This is a genomic window from Streptomyces sp. NPDC047515 (assembly GCF_040643055.1).
Classification (GTDB): Bacteria; Actinomycetota; Actinomycetes; order Streptomycetales; family Streptomycetaceae; genus Streptomyces.
Map to the genome: position 1 here is coordinate 1 of NZ_JBEYTM010000063.1, position 17825 is coordinate 17825.

At 69.8% G+C, this 17825-nt stretch carries 16 protein-coding genes and 1 pseudogene; 9 read left to right on the forward strand and 8 right to left on the reverse strand.

Annotated elements, in window-relative coordinates:
* Positions 1 to 205: 205 nt before the first annotated feature.
* The gene (locus ABZ826_RS33185) at positions 206 to 358 is read right to left on the reverse strand and encodes a hypothetical protein (protein ID WP_361456805.1); all 153 of its coding nucleotides are present in this window, start codon (positions 356 to 358) and stop codon (positions 206 to 208) included.
* 222 nt (positions 359 to 580) lie between these two features.
* Here ABZ826_RS33185 and ABZ826_RS33190 point away from each other — a divergent pair, with 222 nt between their 5' ends.
* From ABZ826_RS33190 to ABZ826_RS33225, 8 genes and pseudogenes are all read left to right on the forward strand, one after another.
* Complete coding sequence (locus ABZ826_RS33190) at positions 581 to 868, forward strand: hypothetical protein (RefSeq protein WP_361456807.1); 288 nt, start codon at positions 581 to 583, stop codon at positions 866 to 868.
* A 41-nt stretch (positions 869 to 909) separates the two neighbouring features.
* Positions 910 to 1878: a GTP-binding protein gene (locus tag ABZ826_RS33195; RefSeq protein WP_361456810.1), complete on the forward strand. Its 969-nt coding sequence runs from the start codon at positions 910 to 912 to the stop codon at positions 1876 to 1878.
* Between the two features lie 290 nt (positions 1879 to 2168).
* A complete protein-coding gene (locus tag ABZ826_RS33200; RefSeq protein WP_361456813.1) occupies positions 2169 to 2615 on the forward strand; it encodes a transcriptional repressor in 447 nt (148 codons plus the stop codon).
* Between the two features lie 117 nt (positions 2616 to 2732).
* Positions 2733 to 3671, forward strand: coding sequence for a zinc ABC transporter substrate-binding protein (locus tag ABZ826_RS33205; RefSeq protein ID WP_361456816.1), 939 nt, complete (start codon positions 2733 to 2735; stop codon positions 3669 to 3671).
* 11 nt (positions 3672 to 3682) lie between these two features.
* Positions 3683 to 4552 carry an ATP-binding cassette domain-containing protein gene (locus ABZ826_RS33210; RefSeq protein WP_361456819.1) on the forward strand — a complete coding sequence of 290 codons (870 nt, stop codon included), beginning with the start codon at positions 3683 to 3685 and terminating at the stop codon, positions 4550 to 4552.
* Complete coding sequence (locus ABZ826_RS33215; protein ID WP_361456822.1) at positions 4549 to 5430, forward strand: metal ABC transporter permease; 882 nt, start codon at positions 4549 to 4551, stop codon at positions 5428 to 5430. Before ABZ826_RS33210 ends, ABZ826_RS33215 begins: the two co-directional genes overlap by 4 nt.
* Before the next feature lie 279 nt (positions 5431 to 5709).
* Positions 5710 to 6139: pseudogene (locus ABZ826_RS33220) on the forward strand (TIGR03943 family protein); the annotation flags it as partial.
* Positions 6140 to 6312: 173 nt separating this feature from the next.
* On the forward strand, positions 6313 to 6849 hold the full coding sequence (locus ABZ826_RS33225; protein WP_361456885.1) for a GNAT family N-acetyltransferase: 537 nt from the start codon (positions 6313 to 6315) through the stop codon (positions 6847 to 6849).
* Between the two features lie 33 nt (positions 6850 to 6882).
* Here ABZ826_RS33225 and ABZ826_RS33230 read toward each other — a convergent pair whose 3' ends face one another.
* From ABZ826_RS33230 to ABZ826_RS33245, 4 genes are all read right to left on the reverse strand, one after another.
* A complete protein-coding gene (locus ABZ826_RS33230; RefSeq protein ID WP_361456825.1) occupies positions 6883 to 7650 on the reverse strand; it encodes a class I SAM-dependent methyltransferase in 768 nt (255 codons plus the stop codon).
* A 78-nt stretch (positions 7651 to 7728) separates the two neighbouring features.
* On the reverse strand, positions 7729 to 8937 hold the full coding sequence (locus ABZ826_RS33235; RefSeq protein WP_361456828.1) for an aminotransferase class V-fold PLP-dependent enzyme: 1209 nt from the start codon (positions 8935 to 8937) through the stop codon (positions 7729 to 7731).
* Positions 8938 to 8939: 2 nt separating this feature from the next.
* Positions 8940 to 10280 (reverse strand): pyridoxal-phosphate dependent enzyme, encoded by a 1341-nt coding sequence (locus ABZ826_RS33240; RefSeq protein WP_361456831.1) that lies wholly within the window; start codon positions 10278 to 10280, stop codon positions 8940 to 8942.
* Positions 10277 to 11785 (reverse strand): Y4yA family PLP-dependent enzyme, encoded by a 1509-nt coding sequence (locus ABZ826_RS33245; RefSeq protein ID WP_361456834.1) that lies wholly within the window; start codon positions 11783 to 11785, stop codon positions 10277 to 10279. The genes ABZ826_RS33240 and ABZ826_RS33245 overlap by 4 nt, the downstream gene beginning before the upstream one ends.
* A 260-nt stretch (positions 11786 to 12045) precedes the next feature.
* On the opposite strand from ABZ826_RS33245, the gene ABZ826_RS33250 reads away from it, so the two are divergent.
* Positions 12046 to 12726, forward strand: coding sequence for a class I SAM-dependent methyltransferase (locus ABZ826_RS33250; protein WP_361456837.1), 681 nt, complete (start codon positions 12046 to 12048; stop codon positions 12724 to 12726).
* Between the two features lie 27 nt (positions 12727 to 12753).
* Here ABZ826_RS33250 and ABZ826_RS33255 read toward each other — a convergent pair whose 3' ends face one another.
* The 3 genes from ABZ826_RS33255 to ABZ826_RS33265 are packed head-to-tail and all read right to left on the reverse strand — an operon-like array spanning position 12754 to position 17814.
* Entirely contained in the window at positions 12754 to 14151 is a 1398-nt protein-coding gene (locus ABZ826_RS33255) for a salicylate synthase (RefSeq protein ID WP_361456840.1), read from the reverse strand.
* Positions 14152 to 14209: 58 nt separating this feature from the next.
* The gene (locus ABZ826_RS33260) at positions 14210 to 15967 is read right to left on the reverse strand and encodes an ABC transporter ATP-binding protein (protein ID WP_361456843.1); all 1758 of its coding nucleotides are present in this window, start codon (positions 15965 to 15967) and stop codon (positions 14210 to 14212) included.
* Positions 15964 to 17814 carry an ABC transporter ATP-binding protein gene (locus tag ABZ826_RS33265; protein ID WP_361456888.1) on the reverse strand — a complete coding sequence of 617 codons (1851 nt, stop codon included), beginning with the start codon at positions 17812 to 17814 and terminating at the stop codon, positions 15964 to 15966. Before ABZ826_RS33265 ends, ABZ826_RS33260 begins: the two co-directional genes overlap by 4 nt.
* Positions 17815 to 17825 lie beyond the last annotated feature (11 nt).

Consider the following 17825-nt stretch of genomic DNA (forward strand, 5'->3'; position numbering starts at 1 on the left):
GCATTTCGGCAACGCGGGAGGGGGTCCCCCTGGCCCTCAAGGCCTTGGGGGAGTGCGTGCCAGGGCGTGGCCGCCCGATCAGAGGCCGCCCGACAAGCTCTGAGGACTCCGGGCCGGGTGGTGGTCGCAGCCACGGCACCACCCGGCCCGGTCAGGCGAGCGAACGACACAGGGGGGCGGGGCGGTCACTCCCCCTCATGGGCTGTCAGGACTCCGTGTCCGTCCAGGAGCTGTGCACCCCGTTGGCGGCCTGCAGCCACGTGATCAGCCTGACCACCGTCCACCTCTCGTTGCGCGCACGGGACGCGCCCGAGGCGTCGACGTCGTACAGGACTACTCGGGCGAACAGCTCTACCACCCGCGTTCGGCCGACGGGGTACCGCCACCGTCTGATGTGTGTGGGCTGCGGATGGGGCCGCCAGGAGACCCCGAAGTTCGCCGAGGACAGGGCGGCAAAAGTCGCCGCCTACACCAGTGTCCCCGCGATCAGGCGCACCGTCGCACTCGCCGACATCCGCACCGGCTGTCTGCCGCGCACGGACGGACGCCGCCCGACCGGGGTTGAAGGAGAGGAACTGCCATGCCAGTTGGATCGCGTCCAGGTATCACGGTACCGAATCCGCACCTACGCGAGCTGAAAGAGACCGTGCGCAGGCTGCTCGACCTCGACGACGACATCGCCGTCACGGTCCGCCGGCTCACCTGCACCGAACCGGGCCGTCCAGCAGACGAGACGGTCGTCGCCGTGCTCCCCATGGACGGTGAACCAAGCCGATGGCGACTGCACCGGCCAGTCGAACACCTCACCGCGGACGACCTGCGTGCCGTCTTGCTCCCCGATCGACCCGTTGACAGGAAGCAGATGTGACTTCCCCCGAACCCCATCACCAGCGCGTTCCCGTGACCTTCGTGACCGGCCTGCCTGGCTCCGGCAAGACTTCCCTCCTCCAGCACATCCTCGGCAGGAACCGCGGCCTGAAGATCGCCGTCATCAAGAACGACCTTGGTGAGGCCCATGCCGACACCGCACTCCTCCTCGGCGCCGAGGAGAATATCTTCGAGATGACCAACGGCTGCATCTGCTGCAGCGCGCGCGGAGATCTCGTCCGCATCCTGGGTACGCTCATCCGTCGGCGCGAGACATTCGACCGCATTCTCATCGAGGCAACGGGACTGGCCGACCCGGCTCCCGTCGCCCAGACGTTCCTCATGGACGACGCGATCGCCTCCCAGCTGCGCCTGGACGCCGTTATCACCCTCGTCGACGCAACCCACATCGTTCAGCATCTCAACAAGGTCAAACCAGGAGAAGCCGGGATCGAGGCTGTCGAACAGATAGCCTTCGCCGACCGAATCGTCCTCAACAAGACAGACATGGCCGGCGATGACGCCATCGTGCGGAGCGTCCGTCGTATCCGTGCCATCAACCCCGGCGTCCGGATCGTCCCCGCCACCTTCGCGCGCATCGCCCTGCACGAGGTGCTGGACGTAAGCGCGTTCGATCTGGAGCGGGCGCTCACCGACGACCCCTCCTTCCTCATCGAGACCGAGCACCAGCACGACACCGCCCTCACCTCGGTCGGCATCGAACTCGAGGGTGAACTCGACCAGAACCGGCTCGACGCCTGGCTGGACACCCTGCTGCACGCCGAGGGCGTCAGCCTCATACGCTCCAAGGGCGTCCTCGCCATCGCCGGAGAGCCCAGGCAGTATGTCTTCCAAGGCGTGCACACGCTCTTGGACGGCGAATTCGGACGCATCTGGCGGGGGAGCGAAGTACGCCGCAACAGGTTGGTGCTCATCGGCCGCCGCCTCGATCGCGAGGCCCTGGAGCGCGGCTTCGCCAACTGCCTGGCCACAGCGGAAGCAATGGCGTGAGCACGGTGTTTCCAGGCTCCGTTCGCCTGGGACGCTCAGCGTCGACGACGCGCCGCCTCCCTCGGCGCGCCCAACGTTCGGGGGCCGGCGCCGGGGCCGGTGGAGACCGTGAACGTCCTCGATGCCGAGCGTCACGGCTGCCGAAGCCGGGCACCCCGTACGTTCCCTTGCCGGCCGTCGCCGCCACAGCAGGGCGCTCTCGGGCTCCCGGAGGGGAGTAGTCATGGAATTCATTTTCAACTAGCCTTGCATAGTGGATCATTGCCCAGCCCTCGCGGAAGGCAGGCATCATGCACGGTGTATCGACCGGCGCACTTCCATCGACCTGGCGGTCGACCCGTCAGCGGGCCGCCGTCCTGCAAGCACTGCTGGACTGCCGCGACTTCGTGTCCGCACGCGAACTGCACGCGCTACTGGCCGCCGACGGGGCCTTGGTGGGGCTGACCACGGTGTACCGCACCCTGCGGATGCTGGAGCGGGACGGACACGTGGACGTCGTACGGGAACAGACCGGAGAGCGCCTGTACCGCCCCCGCCCCACGGACGGACACCACCGCCACTACCTCGTCTGCCGGACGTGCGGCCTCAGCCTGGCCGTGGAGGCGGAGGCCGTCGAACGCTGGGCCGGCGGCGTCGCCATGGCCACCGGATTCGCCGAGATCGAGCACATCGTCGAACTCACAGGAATCTGCGACCGCTGCAAGGAACGGCCCGACGGGCAGGACCCGCATCCATAGCCGGACGTCAAGACTTGGCAACGATTTTCATATTACTCAGATCCAAAGATGGTGGTGACATTCGTTTTCATCTAGCGTGGAACACCTACCTCTTTCCCTGAGTCCTGAAGGATCCCCATGTCCACGTTCCCGTCCCGGCGCCTGGCGCTGATCACCGGCGCTTCCCTGGCTTTGCTGGCCGGCTGCGGCAACTCGTCCGACTCCGGCAACGACGGCAGCACAGCCCAGGCCGCCACGTCCGCGTCGAAGGTCAAGGTGGTCGCCTCCACCAACGTCTACGGCGACATCATCGAGCAGATAGGCGGCGACAAGGTCGACGTCACGTCGATCATCAGTGACCCCGACCAGGACCCGCACTCCTTCGAGGCCAACACTCAGAACCAGCTGGCCCTTTCCAAGGCGAAGGTCGTCATCGAGAACGGCGGCGGCTATGACGACTTCATCGACCGCATGCTCAAGAGCAGCAACAACTCCTCCGTCGAGTTGATCAATGCGGTGAAGGTCTCCGGCAAGGCCGCTCCGAAGGGCGGTGAGCTCAACGAGCACGTCTGGTACGACTTCCCCACCGTTTCCAAGATCGCCGACCGGATCGCCGCCGCTCTCGGCAAGGCCGACCCCGCGGACGCCGCCACCTTCACCAAGAACGCCGAGACCTTCAAGGACAAGCTCGCCGGGCTGGAGACGAAGGAAACAGACATCAAGAAGGCGCACAGCGGCGAGGGCATCGGCATCACCGAGCCCGTGCCGCTGTACCTGACCGAGGCGAGCGGGCTGGTGAACAAGACGCCCGACGAATTCAGCGAGGCCATCGAGGAAGGCGACGACGTCTCCCCCAAGATCCTGCAGGAGACCCTGAAGCTGTACAACGACAAGCAGGTCAAGGCACTCGTCTACAACGCGCAGACCTCCGGGGTCCAGACCGAGAAGGTCAAGGATGCGGCCAAGGCGGCGGGCATCCCCATCGTCCCCGTCACCGAGACCCTGCCCGAGGGCAAGGACTACCTCGGCTGGATGACGTCCAACGTCGACGCGCTCGCAACGGCGTTGGACAAATGAGGCAGCACGTCATGGCCTCCGTCCCTCAGGCCCGCCGGGGCAGCACCGATCACCGGGGCAACGGCTCCGCCCCGGTGATCGGTCTGCGCGGCGCAGCCCTGTCCTATGGCGAGCGCACGGTGTGGCAGGACCTCGATCTCGACGTACGGCCGGGCGAGTTCCTGGCCGTGCTCGGGCCGAACGGATCGGGCAAGAGCAGCCTGGTGCGGGCCCTGCTGGGCCGGCAGCCCCTGTCCGCCGGAACGCTGACCGTCCTCGGCCGCTCCGCTCGCGAGGCCGCCCGACACATCGGTTACATCCCCCAGCAGGCCGAACTGTCCGCCCAGGCACTCCTGCGCGCCCGCGACCTGGTCCGCTTCGGCATCGATGGACACCGCTTCGGGCCGGGGCGGCGCCGGGCCGCCGTCCGCCACCGGGTGAACGAGATGCTGGAGGCGGTGGGCGCCGCCGCCTACGCCGACGTCCCCCTCGGCATGCTCTCCGGCGGCGAACGCCAGCGCGTGCGCATTGGCCAGGCGTTGGCCACCGACCCGAGCGTCCTGCTCTGCGACGAACCGCTGACCTCGCTCGACCTGCACCACCAACGGGCGATCACCGAACTGGTCGACGCCCGCCGCCGCTCCCACGACACGGCGGTCGTCTTCGTCACCCACGAGATCAACCCCGTGCTCGACCTCGTCGACCGCGTCCTCTACCTGGCACCGGGCGGACACCGCGTCGGTACCCCCGACGAGGTACTCACCTCCGAGTCCCTGTCCCGGCTCTACAACACCCAGGTCGACGTCGTGCGGGTACGCGGCCGCATCGTGGTCGTCGGTACACCCGACGACCCGGCCGCCCCACCCCACCACACCGACGCAAGGGAAGAAGTACGTCCATGACGTTCGCCGACGGGATCTGGCAGCAGATCTTCAGCTTCGAGAACTACGGCGAGCTCCTCGTCCTGGTACGCAACTCCCTCATCGCCGGCGCGGCGCTCGGCCTGATCGGCGGCCTGGCCGGGATCTTCGTCATCATGCGCGACCTGCCCTTCGCGGTCCACGGCATCAGCGAGCTGTCCTTCGCCGGCGCCTCGGCCGCGCTGCTGCTGGGCACGAACATCGTCGCGGGCTCCATCGTGGGCTCACTGCTCGCGGCTGCCGTGATCGCCCTCCTCGGGACGCGTGCCCGCGACCGCAACTCGGCCATCGGCATCCTCATGCCCTTCGGCCTGGGCCTCGGCGTGCTGTTCCTCGCCCTCTACAAAGGCCGGGCCGCGAACAAGTTCGGCCTGCTGACCGGCCAGATCGTCGCCGTGGACACCCCTCGGACCGCCTGGCTGCTCGGAACCTCCGCGGTGGTTCTCGCCGCGCTGGTGGTGATGTGGCGTCCGCTGACGTTCGCCAGCGCCGACCCTGACGTGGCTGCGGCGCGAGGAGTCCCGGTACGCGGCCTCTCGTTCGCCTTCATGATCGTACTCGGGCTCGCGGTCGCCCTCTCCGTACAGGTCGTGGGCGCACTGCTGGTCCTGACACTGGTCGTCACCCCGGCCGCCGCCGCGTCCCGGGTCACTGCCTCGCCAGTGCTGCTTCCCCTGCTCAGCGTGGTCTTCGCCGTGGCCTCGATCGAGGGTGGCATCCTGCTGGCGCTGGGCAGTTCCATCCCCATCAGCCCCTACGTCACCACCATCTCGTTCGGCATCTATGTGGTCTGCCGTTTCGCCGGCACCTACCGTGCCCGACGGTGGGGCAGCCGCACGGCGGCTCCACAGCCCGCCTGAGACCTGGTCTCGGTACGCCTGTTGTCAAGGGGCACTCCTCATGACGGCCCTCTGCGACCGGAAGTCCGCGTGGCGCACGGCCGCCGTCGCTGGAGTGCGGCACGGTCGTGGTCCTGTCCGGCGAAGCGAGTGGTGTGAGCGAGCAGAAGAACGACGGGGCACCGGCTCGGGTTTGCCGACGCCGTGCGCCTGTTGGTACGGGCCGTCGTGTCTGTGGTTCTCGGCGGGCTCTCGCTCGCCACGCTCGGCACAGTCGTCGGCTTCCTCGGACCAGTGCTCGCGCTCGGCTCCCACAGCGCGGAACGTGAACAGGCGCAACGCGAGGCGCAAGGCGTCGGCACGTTCCCGGCACTGCCCGCCGGTGTCCCGGTTGAACCTGACCGTCGCCCAGTTCAGTTCACGGGCCGTGTACGACAGCGGAAGCTCCCTGAAAGGGCGAACCGTCAGGCTCACCGGCTTCGTCACAGGGGATGACGACGACCGCTGGTACGTGACCCGCCTGCTGGTGTCCTGCTGCGCGGCCGACGCTACAACGAGCAAAGTGCAGATCCGTGCTGCGGACGCCCCGGCCAAGGACACCTGGGTGACGGTCCCGGGCGTCTGGCGCCCGGAGGGCAGGCTGGGTTCGTCGGCGGCCTGGCCCCCGGTGCTGAACGCGAAGACGGTCAGGCGGGTGAAGCAACCGACGGACCCTTACGAAAAGCGCTGATCCATGAGGACTGCGGGTGTCCGTACCGCTCTCGACGCGACGCGACCGCACTGCTCGTTGCAGACGAACTTACTCGGGAGCCAGTGTGCTGATCGGCCTCTTGACTTCGTCAACGCCGCACGCGCGGGCAGGCGTCATGCCAGCCTTTGTGCGTGACGTCATTCGAAGTCGCTGTGCCCACATTCAGCCAGTTCATCCGCTCGTCCGACCTGACCGGCCCGCTTCGGCGGGATCTGGCTGCCTGTTGGGCGGGAGTGGTCAACGCCGGCGGAGCGGTCATTCCGCCGGACTGTCCCCCGCCGCCTGTGGCACCGGCCGACGTGGGAGCCGCAGTGAACCGCATCGCGGACAGCCTGGCATCCGATCACGGCAGGCTGCTCACGGCCTCGCTCGACGGCGTGCTCGCGGGCTGGCTGGTCGTCCGCCGCGAAGCACATCCGCTGGAGGCACACTGCGGCATGGTCAACCACGTACAGACACAGGTTCACCTCAGGAGTCTCGGCATCGGTGCCGCGCTGATGCACCGTGTCCACCACATCGCACGGGAGGAGATGGGCCTTGAACGCCTCAAGCTCACGGCGAGAGCGGGACTGGGCCTGGAGCACTTCTACCGGAAGGCCGGGTGGACGGAGGTCGGCCGGTGGCCGGGAGTGCTGCGCCTGGCACCCGGGGACGACCGTGACGAGATCCTCATGAGTATCGCCCTGTGACCATCGCCCACCGGCCGGGCCCCCGGGTGTGCGTCAGTCCTTCTGAGCCACCAGTACGCAGCTGTCCCCGACCTGCCACACCGTCGTGACATGGGCGAACCCCGTCCCACGGAGCAGTTGGGTGTGACGCTCCACCGAGAGGTGCTGGTTGCCGTCGCTGGAGGACGGATACCTCTTCGCGCGCTGCTGGAACAGATCGGCCAGCTCCGGGTCGGCGGCAGCGGCCAGCCACCACGCCCCCCAGTCCTCGTCCTCGGGCCCATGCGCGACGGTCCGCTCGGCACGGCGCAGCCCCACATGGGCGGTCAGGTCCGAGCAGGGCGCCCCGTCCGGGGGAAAGTGGTCTCCGTTGACCAGGGCGCCGCCAGGACGGAGCAGGGTGGCCAGAGCGCGATAGGTGCGGAGGAGAACGTCGGCGGGCAGGTAATGCAGGGCTGTCGTCGTCACCGCGACGTCCACGCTCCGTTCCAGCTGGAGTGCATCCGTCCAGCCGTCCTCGCCGATCACCGCGTCCACGTACCGGGCGGCGTCCGCGTGGTGGGTGCGCCCCAGCTCCAGGAGTACGGGGTCCATGTCGACCGCGACGATCTCCGCGTCCGGAAGCCGCCGGGCGAGCCGCGCGGACAGGGAGCCGGGGCCACAGCCCAGATCGAGCAGGAGGGGGCGGTCCCGGTCGGCGCAGAGGTGTTCCGTGGCGTCGGCGATCACCGCGAACCGCTCCTCGCGGTCCAATGCGTAGCGGCGCTGCTGCCGCTCCCAGCGCTCCACCCACATACCGGCCGCTGCCATGCTCAAGCCCATGACCGTGTCACCTCGTCCGTCTCTCACCGGTCTCGACTGCCACGCAATCTACAGGTGGAAACGGTTATCAATAGCCATTCACTCCAGGGAGCCGAGAACAGCCAGCAGGCGATCGATTTCCTCGTCCGTGTTGTAGACATGCAGGCTGACCCGGACAGCTCCGCTCTTCTCGTCGGCGCCGGCCTGGCAGAGACTGTCGGCCCGGACCATGAAGCCGTGGCTGTACAGGATGAAGCCGAGGTCGTCGGAGGGGATGCCGCGGTGCCGGAAGGTGACGATGCCGTGCCGCCGCTGGGCCGTGGGGAGCCCGCTGTCCGCGGCGAGGCTGGCGGGGCAGCCGAGGATCTCGTACGAGTCCAGGTGGTGCAGCCGGTCGGTCAGGCGAGTCGCCAGCCGGGTGACGTGACGGGCGATGCGCTCGGGGCCGGCCTCGTCCAGCCAGTCGAGCGCCGCCAGGAGCGAGACGATGCCCGCCGTGTTGGGGGTGCCCTGCCAGCCGGTGGGCCGCAGTTGCGGCCCTCGGGTGTTGCGCGCCCACACGGCTCCCGTGCCGGGCAGGGCCATCGCCTTGTGCCCGGAGAAGACGACGAAGTCGACGTCGAGGTCCGGATCACAGACCCGGACGGGGAGGTGGCCGATGCTCTGGGCGGCGTCGAGGCAGACCGGCACGTCGGGGCCGACGGCGGCTCGCAGGCGGTGCACGTTCATGTCCCCGCCGTAGACGTGGTGGACGTGGGTCGCCGCGACGAACCGGGTGCGAGGGCCGACCATCTGCGCGAGAGCGCGGTGGTCGTAGTCGCCGGACGACGCCTGGACGGGAAGAGCCCGTACCGTCACGTGGACACCTCGCTGTCCCAGCAGACGCCCGGCTTCGAGCCAGGGTTCCAGGTTGGCCTGATGGTCGGTGAACGGGACGAGGATCTCGTCGCCGTCCGAGAGGTACGGGACAAGCCAGTCACGGGCGACGACGCGCAGACCCTCGGTGGCGCCGCTGGTGAAATGGACGGTCGAGCGCTCCGGCTGCCGGTCGCCCAGGAACTCCTTGACCCGTTCGCGGGTCCGCTGCACCAGCTCCGTGGTGCGGTTGGCCCAGGGGTAGGTGCCACGGCCCGCGTTGGCGTTGGACGTGGTGAGGTAGGTCTCCACGGCCTCCAGGACGGCTCGCGGTTTCTGCGAGGTCGCCGCGCTGTCCAGGTACGTCAGCTCCGGATGCGTGGTGACGATCGGGAACTGGGCCCTCAGTTTCTGTGCCCAGGAGACGACTTCACCGGGCTTCCGTTCCGGCATGTTCACTCCCTCACCAGCGGTGCGCCGGCGTCCCGCCACGCGACGATCCCGCCCGCCAGACTCCTGACGTCCGGGTGGCCCAAGCGGGACAGCAACGCGGCGTAGCGCAGCGACTTCTCCCCCACGGGGCAGGCGAGCAGTACCGGAGTGCGCTTGCTGAACGGCAGTCCACCGCACACCAGTTCATCGAAGAGCTCGTCGACGATGTTGACCGAGCCCTCAATGTGCAGGGCGGCATAGGCGTGCGGGCCACGAAGGTCCACCACCAGCGGACGGGGTTCTCCCTGTGTCATCCAGCGCCGTGCGCCGTCGACATCCACCGCGCGGGCCTGTTCCGCCCTGATCTCCTCGTCGCTGACCGACGACGGCGAGTGCCCGCGCCGTGGCCGGCCCAGCAGCTCCGGGCGGCGTTGGCGCACATAGCTCAGGTAGCTCTCGGCCCGGTCGCAGACGATGAACACAGCGGTCTGGCGGCGCCCGGTGCCATCCAGTTCGGCATCGACGGACGCCAGATGGCGTACGGCCCCCTGGTAGGCGGCGCCGCCGGTCGGTCCCGACAGCAGTCCGCAGCGGCGGATCAGCGTGATCATTCCGTCGATGGCCTGCTGCGAGGTGACCGGGGCGAGGGAGTCGTAGGTCGCGGGGTCGAACAGGCCGACCTGGTGCACCTCGTCAATGGTCCGGATCCCAGGTATGAAGTCGGATTTGTCGGCGACCAGTCCGAGAACCCGTACGGCATCGTCGTGCTCGCGCAGGACGCGGGCGACGCCGGTGGAGGAGCCGGCCGTGCCGACGCACGCCACGAACCAGTCCGGCGCCCGCCCGTCGAGGTCCTTGACGATTTCGGGGCCGGTACCGGCAGCGTGCGCTTCGACGTTGCGCGGATTGAAGTACTGGTCGGTGTGCAGATAGGCGTTGCCAGGCTCCGAGAGCGCTTGGTGGAAGCGGGTGAGCGGGTCGTCCGTGTCGGTGGGATCGAGACACTCACTCTGTCCGGGCAACTCCTCGATCTCGGCGCCGAGGAGCAGAAGCAGGTCCTTGATCTCGGGAACACGCATCCGGTTGGTCACGCTCTTGAACCTCAGCCCGTGCATTCCGGCCAGCAGGGCGAGGGCTTTGGCGGTGTTGCCGCTGGAGAGTTCCACGACCGTCTCGTCACCACCGGCCGCGTCTTCCAGATATGGGCGGGCCATGTGCCAGGCCGGCCGGTCCTTGACCGATCCGAACGGGTTGAGCATCTCCAGCTTGGCGTAGAGATCGATGTGGCGCAGACCGTGCACCGACGGGTCGATGCGGACCAGAGGTGTGTTGCCGATGGCTTCCGTGATGCTGTCGTACCTCATGATGGCCTTCCCTGCGAATGTGTGAGCGGCCAGTAGTTCTCGTCCGGGCACCAGCGCCAGGCGCCGCTTGCCTCCTGCGTGACCGCAACCGTCCTCGCCGATGGCTGACGCTGCGCGTGGTGAGCGTGGAAGTCCATGACGTATCCGGCGGTGTTGACGAAGGCCAACAGGTCTCCGACGTGCGGCACGTGAGGGAGGAAAACGAGCCGGCGGGTGATCAGGTCGGCCTCCAGGCAGAGGTTGCCGACAAGATGAATCCCAACCGGGCCCTCCTCCGCTGCCGCGGGCCGGGGGCCGCCACGCGGCAGCAGTACGGGGTCGACGAGCACCCCGTGTTCCTCCAGGCTCACGTCCGCGGCGTTCATGCCGACGCGCACCAGGTACCGGCCGGGACCATCCCCCAGGGGGCGTACCTCCAGCACCCGCGCCAGCGACAGGCCGCACTGGTCGACGAGCGCGCGGCCTGGTTCGACGTAAAGGTCGTGGAGGTGTTCCAGGAGCAGCGTGGCCGGTGCGCGGTCGAGAACGGGAGTGGGGTGTGAAAGGAGCTCGTCGAGATATCCGGGGCCGGCGACGGGTCGGTGGGCCGGGTAGAGGGCGGCTGTGCCGCGCACGGTGCCGTTGTCGTTGCGCAGTCCGTATCCGTGGCCGCGCCAGGTCAAGGGTGGCCGGATGCCAAGAACCGCCTCGCTCAGCGCGGTGGTCCAGCGCTCCCACTCGCCGGCGTCCTCGATGTAGCCGACCCCGAAGCCGCCGCCGATGTCCACCACGCGCGGCGCGAAGCCCCGGGCACGGCACTCGTCCATGAGCAGCACGCAGCGTTCCAGGGCCCGGCCTTTCTCCTCCAGGCCGGTGGTGTCCAAGTGGTAGGCCAGGCCGACCAGTTCGACGCTGTCCGCGTGCCGCTCCAGTGCCGCCCACATGGTGTCCGCCTCGGCGACCGGTGTACCGAAGCGGCTACGGCGCGACAGCACCCGCGTACCCGCGCCTTCGGAGCCATTGTCCGACTCGAACCCGGACAGCCGCACCAGCACATCCGTCCTGCCCAGACCGTGCGCGCCTACCAGACCGGCCAGTTGTTCCAGCTCGGTGACCGAGTCGACGTTCACCGTCGCGCCCACCCGGGCGGCCAGCCACAGGAACTCCGGGTCCTTCGGGCCGGTGGCCAGCACCCGGTCCCCGGTGAAGCCGCAGCCCAGCGCGTGCCGCAGCTCCTCAAGGGAGGCCACGTCGATACCGACGGCGGACGGGTCGCACGCCGCGAGCCTGCGCACCAGGGCGCTGGAGCGGTTCGCCTTGTGGGCGAAGTACACCCTCCCGGAGAGGTGGTGGCGGCGGTAGACGGCCCCGAAGCGTTCCGCGTTCTCGGCGACGACCTCCGGAAGCAGCACGTTCAACGGAGAGCCGAGGGCGTCGACCAGGGTGTGCAGGAAAGGCGCGTTCTCCAGCAGTGAGGCGAGCGGTGGATCCACTCGCGGGCGCAGGTACAAGGGCGCGTCGTTCACGAAGTACCCCCACGTCAGTCGGTCGTCGCGTCTTCTTTCAGCCGCTCAGCTCGTGATAGTCGTTTCCAACTACACGCGTTGCTAAGCCTCTTACGTGAGCACGACCGCGGGCTACGACGCGATGCGCGCAACGATGCCGAACCTCCGGCTGTTGCCGAAACAGCAAGAGGTGTCGCGTGACGACGGGTCGTTCGGTGACAGTGACTCTACCGACACCTCGCGGCACACTCCGAGCGGTCGCGACGAAAGGAGAATGCTTCATGGCACAGCAGCCTCACGGCCCCACAGCCGCCGACCTGGCCGCGCAGAAGCCCGAGGAGTTCTGGGAGGGCCTCTACCGGCAGCGTGCGCAGGACCGGTCGGCTTGGGCGAGCCGGGTGAATCCCGTGCTGGAGGAGGTGGCTTCCGGGCTGACTCCCGGGGCCGCGCTCGATCTCGGGTGCGGAACGGGTGGCGACAGCCTGTGGCTCGCCCGCCACGACTGGAAGGTCACCGCGGTGGACATCTCGCCCACCGCGGTGGAGCGTGTGTCCGCGCTGGCCCACGCCGAGAACCTCGATGATCTCGTCACGGCCGAGTGCCACGATCTTGGGCAGACCTTCCCCTCCGGGGACTTCGACCTCGTCTCGGTCCAGTATCTGCACACCCCGTACCAGCTGCCCCGCGACGCGATCCTCCGCACCGCGGCCGAGGCCCTGCGCCCTGGAGGACGGCTCCTCGTGGTGGACCACGGGTCGATCGCGCCCTGGTCCTGGAACCAGGATCCGGACACGCACTTCGCCACGCCGCGGGAAACGTACGCGGCACTCGCCCTGCCCGCTTCCGACTGGGCCGTCGAGCGAGCCGAAGCGCCGCAACGGGAGGCGACCGGCCCGGGTGGGCGGACCGCCACCGTGACCGACCACGTGCTGCTCGTCCGCCGGGGGCCGACGGTCGGCTGACCGGGCAGATCTTCGGAAGATGCCGACTCAGTTCTCGGCGAACCTGAGAAACGGAGCCACGCTGCGCAATTTCTCGCAGGTCTCCTCGATCTCCCGCTCAGGGCTGGACTGACCGGTGACCCCGGCGCCGGCCCGCAGCCACGCCTCGTTCCCCGCGCCGATGAGGGTACGCAGGACGAGAGCGGCGTCCAGGGCGCCCCCGGTGCTCCCCCGGAACACGGCGCCGCCGTACAGCCCTCGTGGTCCCTGCTCGTGGCGGGCCAGGGCCTGGAGCGCGGCGCGTTTGGAGACGCCGGTGGCGGTGATCGCGGGGAAGAGGGAGGCGAAGGCGTCCCACGGTCCGGCGTCCGGCCGCAGTCGGCCCGTGACCCGTGAGGCAAGGTGCTGCACCGATCCACGCGGACTGACGGCCATGAACTCCTCGACCGCGACGGAGCCGGGGCGGCACACGGCTGCCATCTCGTCCCAGGCGAGACGGACGGACACGGCGTGCTCGTGTATCTCCTTGGGGTCACCGAGCAGTTCCGCGCGCAGGCGCTCGTTCTCCGCCGGGTCGGCGCCGAGTGCGCGGGTGCCCGCGAGCGGCTGGGTGCTGACGCGTCCGTCCTCCCCGACCTCCAGAACGGTCTCGGGGCTGAACCCGGCCGCCTGGTAACCGCCGAGATCCATGAGGTAGGAGCGTGCCGGTGTGTTGGCCCGTCGGCCCGCGAGGTAGGTGGCGGGGAAGTCCGGGCGGGGCTCGGCGGGCAGCGGGACCTTCCGGGAGACCACTGCCTTCTCCAGGAGCCCCGCATGAATGTCCGCGACCGTCCGGGACACGGCCCGGCCGTAGGCGGCCGTGCCGGCGGCGATGACGCCCTCGGCGCTCTCCGGCGTCGTTTCGCCGTGCGCGGTCCGTCCTCGCGGGGACTCCGCGATGAGGTCGGCGACCTTGCGTGCCCATGCCTCGTCCACCGCGCGGACCACCGTCCGGTCGCCGGTGAGGGTCACTTCGACGGACGGGATCATCGCGTGCAGCAGGGGCTGGTCTCCGGCGGTTGCAGGGTCCGCGTGGAGGAGGTGGGCGAGTTCGAAGGCCGCCCAGCCGTAGAAGTGGCGTGCTTCGTCGCCGACGTCGTGCAGGGCGGACAGGGCGGTGGCGAACGCCGTCAGTGGTTTCCGGTCGGTGCGCGAAGTCCAGGTCCGTCCGGCGGACTGCGCGGTGAGGGCGCCGGCGTCGGCGGTGACGCTCACGGCCGACCCCGCCGCGAAGTGCCAGACGCCGCCCTCCCCCTCGTACACCATGTACTGGTCGGCGAGTCGCGCCTGTGCGAGGCGGGTGGCGGTCGCCGCCGGGTCGTGGCAGGGCTCACGGATGCTCGTGCGGGCGAGCGGGGGTATGGAACTCGCCCACGTCTCCCAGGTGCTCCGGACTCCGGTGGTCATCGTGCCCTGCCTTTCCTCTGCCGCTGTGTCCGGTCGATCGCTGGTGCCGGGTGTGGGGTCACGACGGCGTCGCCTCCAGTCGCCAGCCGTGGGCCCGGGCCCGCCGCTCCCAGAAGGCCGCGTACGTGCCGCCTGCCGCGACCAGTTCCTCGTGGGTGCCTCGTTCGCTGATCTCGCCGTCCTCCAGAACGAGGATCTGGTCGGCGCTCGCGACGGTGCTCAGCCGGTGCGCGATGACCAGGAGGGTCTTTCGCTCCGCCAGCCTCCGCACGGCCTCGGCGAACAGTGCCTCGTTCTCCTGGTCGAGGGCGGCGGTGGCCTCGTCGAGGACGAGGATCGGGGCGTCCTTGAGCAGAGCCCGGGCGATGGACACGCGCTGGCGCTGTCCGCCGGACAGTCGCGCGCCGCCCTCCCCCACCTTCGTGGCCCATCCGTCGGGCAGCTCCTCGACCACGCGGTCGAGCCCGGACAGGGCCGCCGCCGTGTCCAGTTCGCCGGGGCTCGCGTCGGGGGCGGCGATCCGGACGTTCTCCTCGATGGTGCCGTCGAAGAGGTAGACGTCCTGGAACACGAGGGAGACGTGGGCTGTCAGGTCGTCGGGGGCGATCTCGCGGACGTCGACGCCCCCGACGCGGACGGTGCCCTCGGTGGCGTCCCGGAAGCGGGCCAGCAGGCCGGCGATCGTGGTCTTGCCCGCGCCGGAGGGCCCGACCAGGGCCGTCATGCTGCGCTCGGGCAGGCAAAAGGTCACGTCGTTCAGGACCGGCCGTGCCGCCGCTCCCTCCGCCGTCCCGTTGTCGTAGCGGAAGCCGACCCGGGTGAACTCCACGCTCGTGTCGCGGGGTTTCTTCGGCTCGGCGGGCTGGGGGAACGGCGGTTCGTCGAGGACGGCGCCGAGGCGTTCCAGGGTGTTGCGGGCGATGCGCATACCCGCGCCGGCCTCGGCGGCGGACGACACGCTGTCGATCAGGCGGACCAGCAGCACCAGGAGGGCCAGCAGGGTGGGCACGGTGAGCGATCCGTCGAGTTGCCAGGAAACGCCCAGCGCGAGTAGCAGTGCGAAGACGAGCCGGGTGGCGAAGCTGAAGGAGACCAGTCCGGGCAGACCTCGCGCGATGAGCCGCCGGTCGGCGCGGGCCTCGGCCACCAGGGCGTCGTCCAGCGCCCTGTAGCCCTCCGCGGTCCGGCCGAACGCGCGCAGCACCGGCTGGTTTCGCGTGTACTCCAGGACCCGGTCGGCGGACTCGCCGATCGCGGCGTCGCGGCCGAGGTCGAGTCGGCGCATCAGCGACGTGCTCGCCTGCTGGACGGCGAACAGTACGGGCGCGCAGACCAGCAGGACCAGGGCGGTGCGGACATCGAAGAAGAAGGTGGCGACCACCAGCGTCGCCGGGGTGAGAAGTGAGCTGATGAAAGGGCGCAGCAGGTGGGCCGGTGTGCTCATCACCTGGATGACGTTCTGTCCGGCCAGTCGGCTGAACTCGGCCGTGCGGCCGGCGGTGAACCAGCCGAGGGGCAGGCGTAGGGCCTGGTCGGCCATGCGGCGGTGGAGCACCCGGGAGAGCTGGGAACCGACCGTGAATCCGCCGCTGACGGCCGCGCCCTGGAGTACCGCGTACGCGAGCACGCAGCCGACGAACGCCGTCAGCCAGGGCCACACGTCGTCGGGATCCGGACCGAGCAGGGCCCTGAGGACGGGCACGAGGAGGGCGAAGGCGACGCCCTGGAGGACGGCCGCGCCGGACTGGAGGACCAGCAGCCGGTTGAGCGGACGGGAGCCCTCGGGCCCCAGAACGCGGTAGAGCTGACGAATCATCGTGCACTTCCCTCTCGGATGTCGTCCGCCGCGCGGTCCGCACAGGCGGGGGCGGACAGGCGGCTGAGGCCGCCATCGGCCTCGTCCGGCTCCGCGGTCCGCTGGGCCTCCCACAGCGCGGCGTAGCGGCCACCGGCGGCCAGCAGGTCGTCGTGGCGGCCCTGTTCGGTGACGCGTCCGTCCTCCAGCACCACGATCCGGTCGGCGGAGCGGATGGTCGACAGCCGGTGGGCGATGACGAGCAGGGTGCGGCCGGCCGCGAGGGCGGACAGGGCGTCCTGGATCAGTGCCTCGGAGTGCGGGTCGGCGTACGCGGTCGCCTCGTCGAGGACGAGAACGGGGGCGTCGGCGAGCAACGCCCGTGCGATGGACAGGCGTTGCGCCTCACCGCCGGACAGGGTGACGCCCGTGCCGAGTTCGGTCGCGTAACCGTCGGGGAGAGCCATGACGCGGTCGTGGATGCGGGCGGCGCGGGCACACCGCTCGATCTCCTCGTCGGTGGCGTCGGGGCGGCCCAGGCGGATGTTGTCGGCGACGCTCGCCCGCAGCAGCCGTACGTCCTGGAGGACGAAGCCGACCCGGCGGTACAGCTCGGTGGCGGGGATGTCGCGGAGGTCCGCACCGCCCAGGGTCACCGTGCCGGCCGTGACGTCGTGGAAGCGGGGCAGCAGCGAGGCCAGGGTGGACTTGCCCGAACCCGAGGGTCCGACCAGCGCGGTGACCGTGCCGGGCACGAGGTCGAGGTCGACTCCGCGGAGCACGTCGGTGCGGCCGTCGTAGGAGAAGGACACCCCGCGCATCGACACGTGGTGGCCGTCGGGCAGGGCGGGGGTCGCTGGTTCGGGGAGCGTGGGGGTGTGCAGCAGCCCCGTGACGCGTACGGCGGCGGCCTGGCCGGCCCGGATCTGCTGGATGCGGGGGCCGACGACGCCCATGGGGGCGGCGACGGCGGGGCCCAGCAGCAGGAACGGGACGAGTTCCGCGCCGGTCATCCAGTCCTGGGTGACGAACACCGCGCCCACCACGGACAGCAGCAGCAGGACCACGGCCGGGGCGACCACCAGCACGGCGGCGGTGGAGCTGACCAGGGTGGATCGGACCCAGCGGGAGAAGAAGTCGGCGAAGCCCTCGGTCGCGTCGACGAAACGCTCGTGGGCCTTGCGTCCCCGTCCGAAGCTCTTGAACACGGCGATGCCGGTCGCGAACTCCACGGCGGCGGCCGAGATCCGTCCCAGCGCGGCACCAAAATCGGCCATCTGTGCCGCCGCACCGGCCATGGCGCGGCTGAACAGGAACACGCCCAGCAGCAGGGGCACGACGCTGACCAGAGCGAGGCGCCAGTCGACCGTGAACAGGTAGGCCAGCGCCGGCACCGGGGCGGTGAGGACGGCGACGACATCGAGCAGGGTGTGGGCGAACAGCGTGTGCAGCGCGCTCACGTCGTCCTGCACGGCCTGCTTGACCTCGCCAGTGCCCCGGTCGGTGAGCCGGCCGAGCGGCAGCCGCCCGACGTGCCGAGTGAGGCGACGACGGAGGGAGAGCTGGAGATCGTTGTCCGCAAGGTGAGCGAGAGCGCCGGCCGCAGTGCCGCACGCCAGGGCGAGCAGGCCGGCCGCACAGGCCAGGCTGACCAGCGGCCACAGGGCGTCACCGTCGGCGAGGGACTCACCGGTGAGACGGCCGGCGATCCGGGAGACGGCGATGAACGGCACCACTCCGGCGAGGGCCGCGACGGTCTGGAGGGCGACGGCGACGGCCAGTCGGCCCCGAACGGGCTCGGTCAGCGCGCGGAGCGGGGGCGGGGGCGACCCGGTGCCCGTGCCGGGGGTTGCCGGGTCTTCGGACACCAAGTCCGTTC

Coding starts and splice junctions, on each gene's coding strand:
- ABZ826_RS33255 (WP_361456840.1), bottom strand. CDS start 14,151: ATGACCACCGGAGTCCGGAGCACCTGGGAGACGTGGGCGAGTTCCATA.
- ABZ826_RS33235 (WP_361456828.1), bottom strand. CDS start 8,937: ATGCCGGAACGGAAGCCCGGTGAAGTCGTCTCCTGGGCACAGAAACTG.
- ABZ826_RS33230 (WP_361456825.1), bottom strand. CDS start 7,650: ATGGGCTTGAGCATGGCAGCGGCCGGTATGTGGGTGGAGCGCTGGGAG.
- ABZ826_RS33200 (WP_361456813.1), top strand. CDS start 2,169: ATGCACGGTGTATCGACCGGCGCACTTCCATCGACCTGGCGGTCGACC.
- ABZ826_RS33240 (WP_361456831.1), bottom strand. CDS start 10,280: ATGAGGTACGACAGCATCACGGAAGCCATCGGCAACACACCTCTGGTC.
- ABZ826_RS33190 (WP_361456807.1), top strand. CDS start 581: ATGCCAGTTGGATCGCGTCCAGGTATCACGGTACCGAATCCGCACCTA.
- ABZ826_RS33250 (WP_361456837.1), top strand. CDS start 12,046: ATGGCACAGCAGCCTCACGGCCCCACAGCCGCCGACCTGGCCGCGCAG.
- ABZ826_RS33210 (WP_361456819.1), top strand. CDS start 3,683: ATGGCCTCCGTCCCTCAGGCCCGCCGGGGCAGCACCGATCACCGGGGC.
- ABZ826_RS33215 (WP_361456822.1), top strand. CDS start 4,549: ATGACGTTCGCCGACGGGATCTGGCAGCAGATCTTCAGCTTCGAGAAC.
- ABZ826_RS33260 (WP_361456843.1), bottom strand. CDS start 15,967: ATGATTCGTCAGCTCTACCGCGTTCTGGGGCCCGAGGGCTCCCGTCCG.
- ABZ826_RS33205 (WP_361456816.1), top strand. CDS start 2,733: ATGTCCACGTTCCCGTCCCGGCGCCTGGCGCTGATCACCGGCGCTTCC.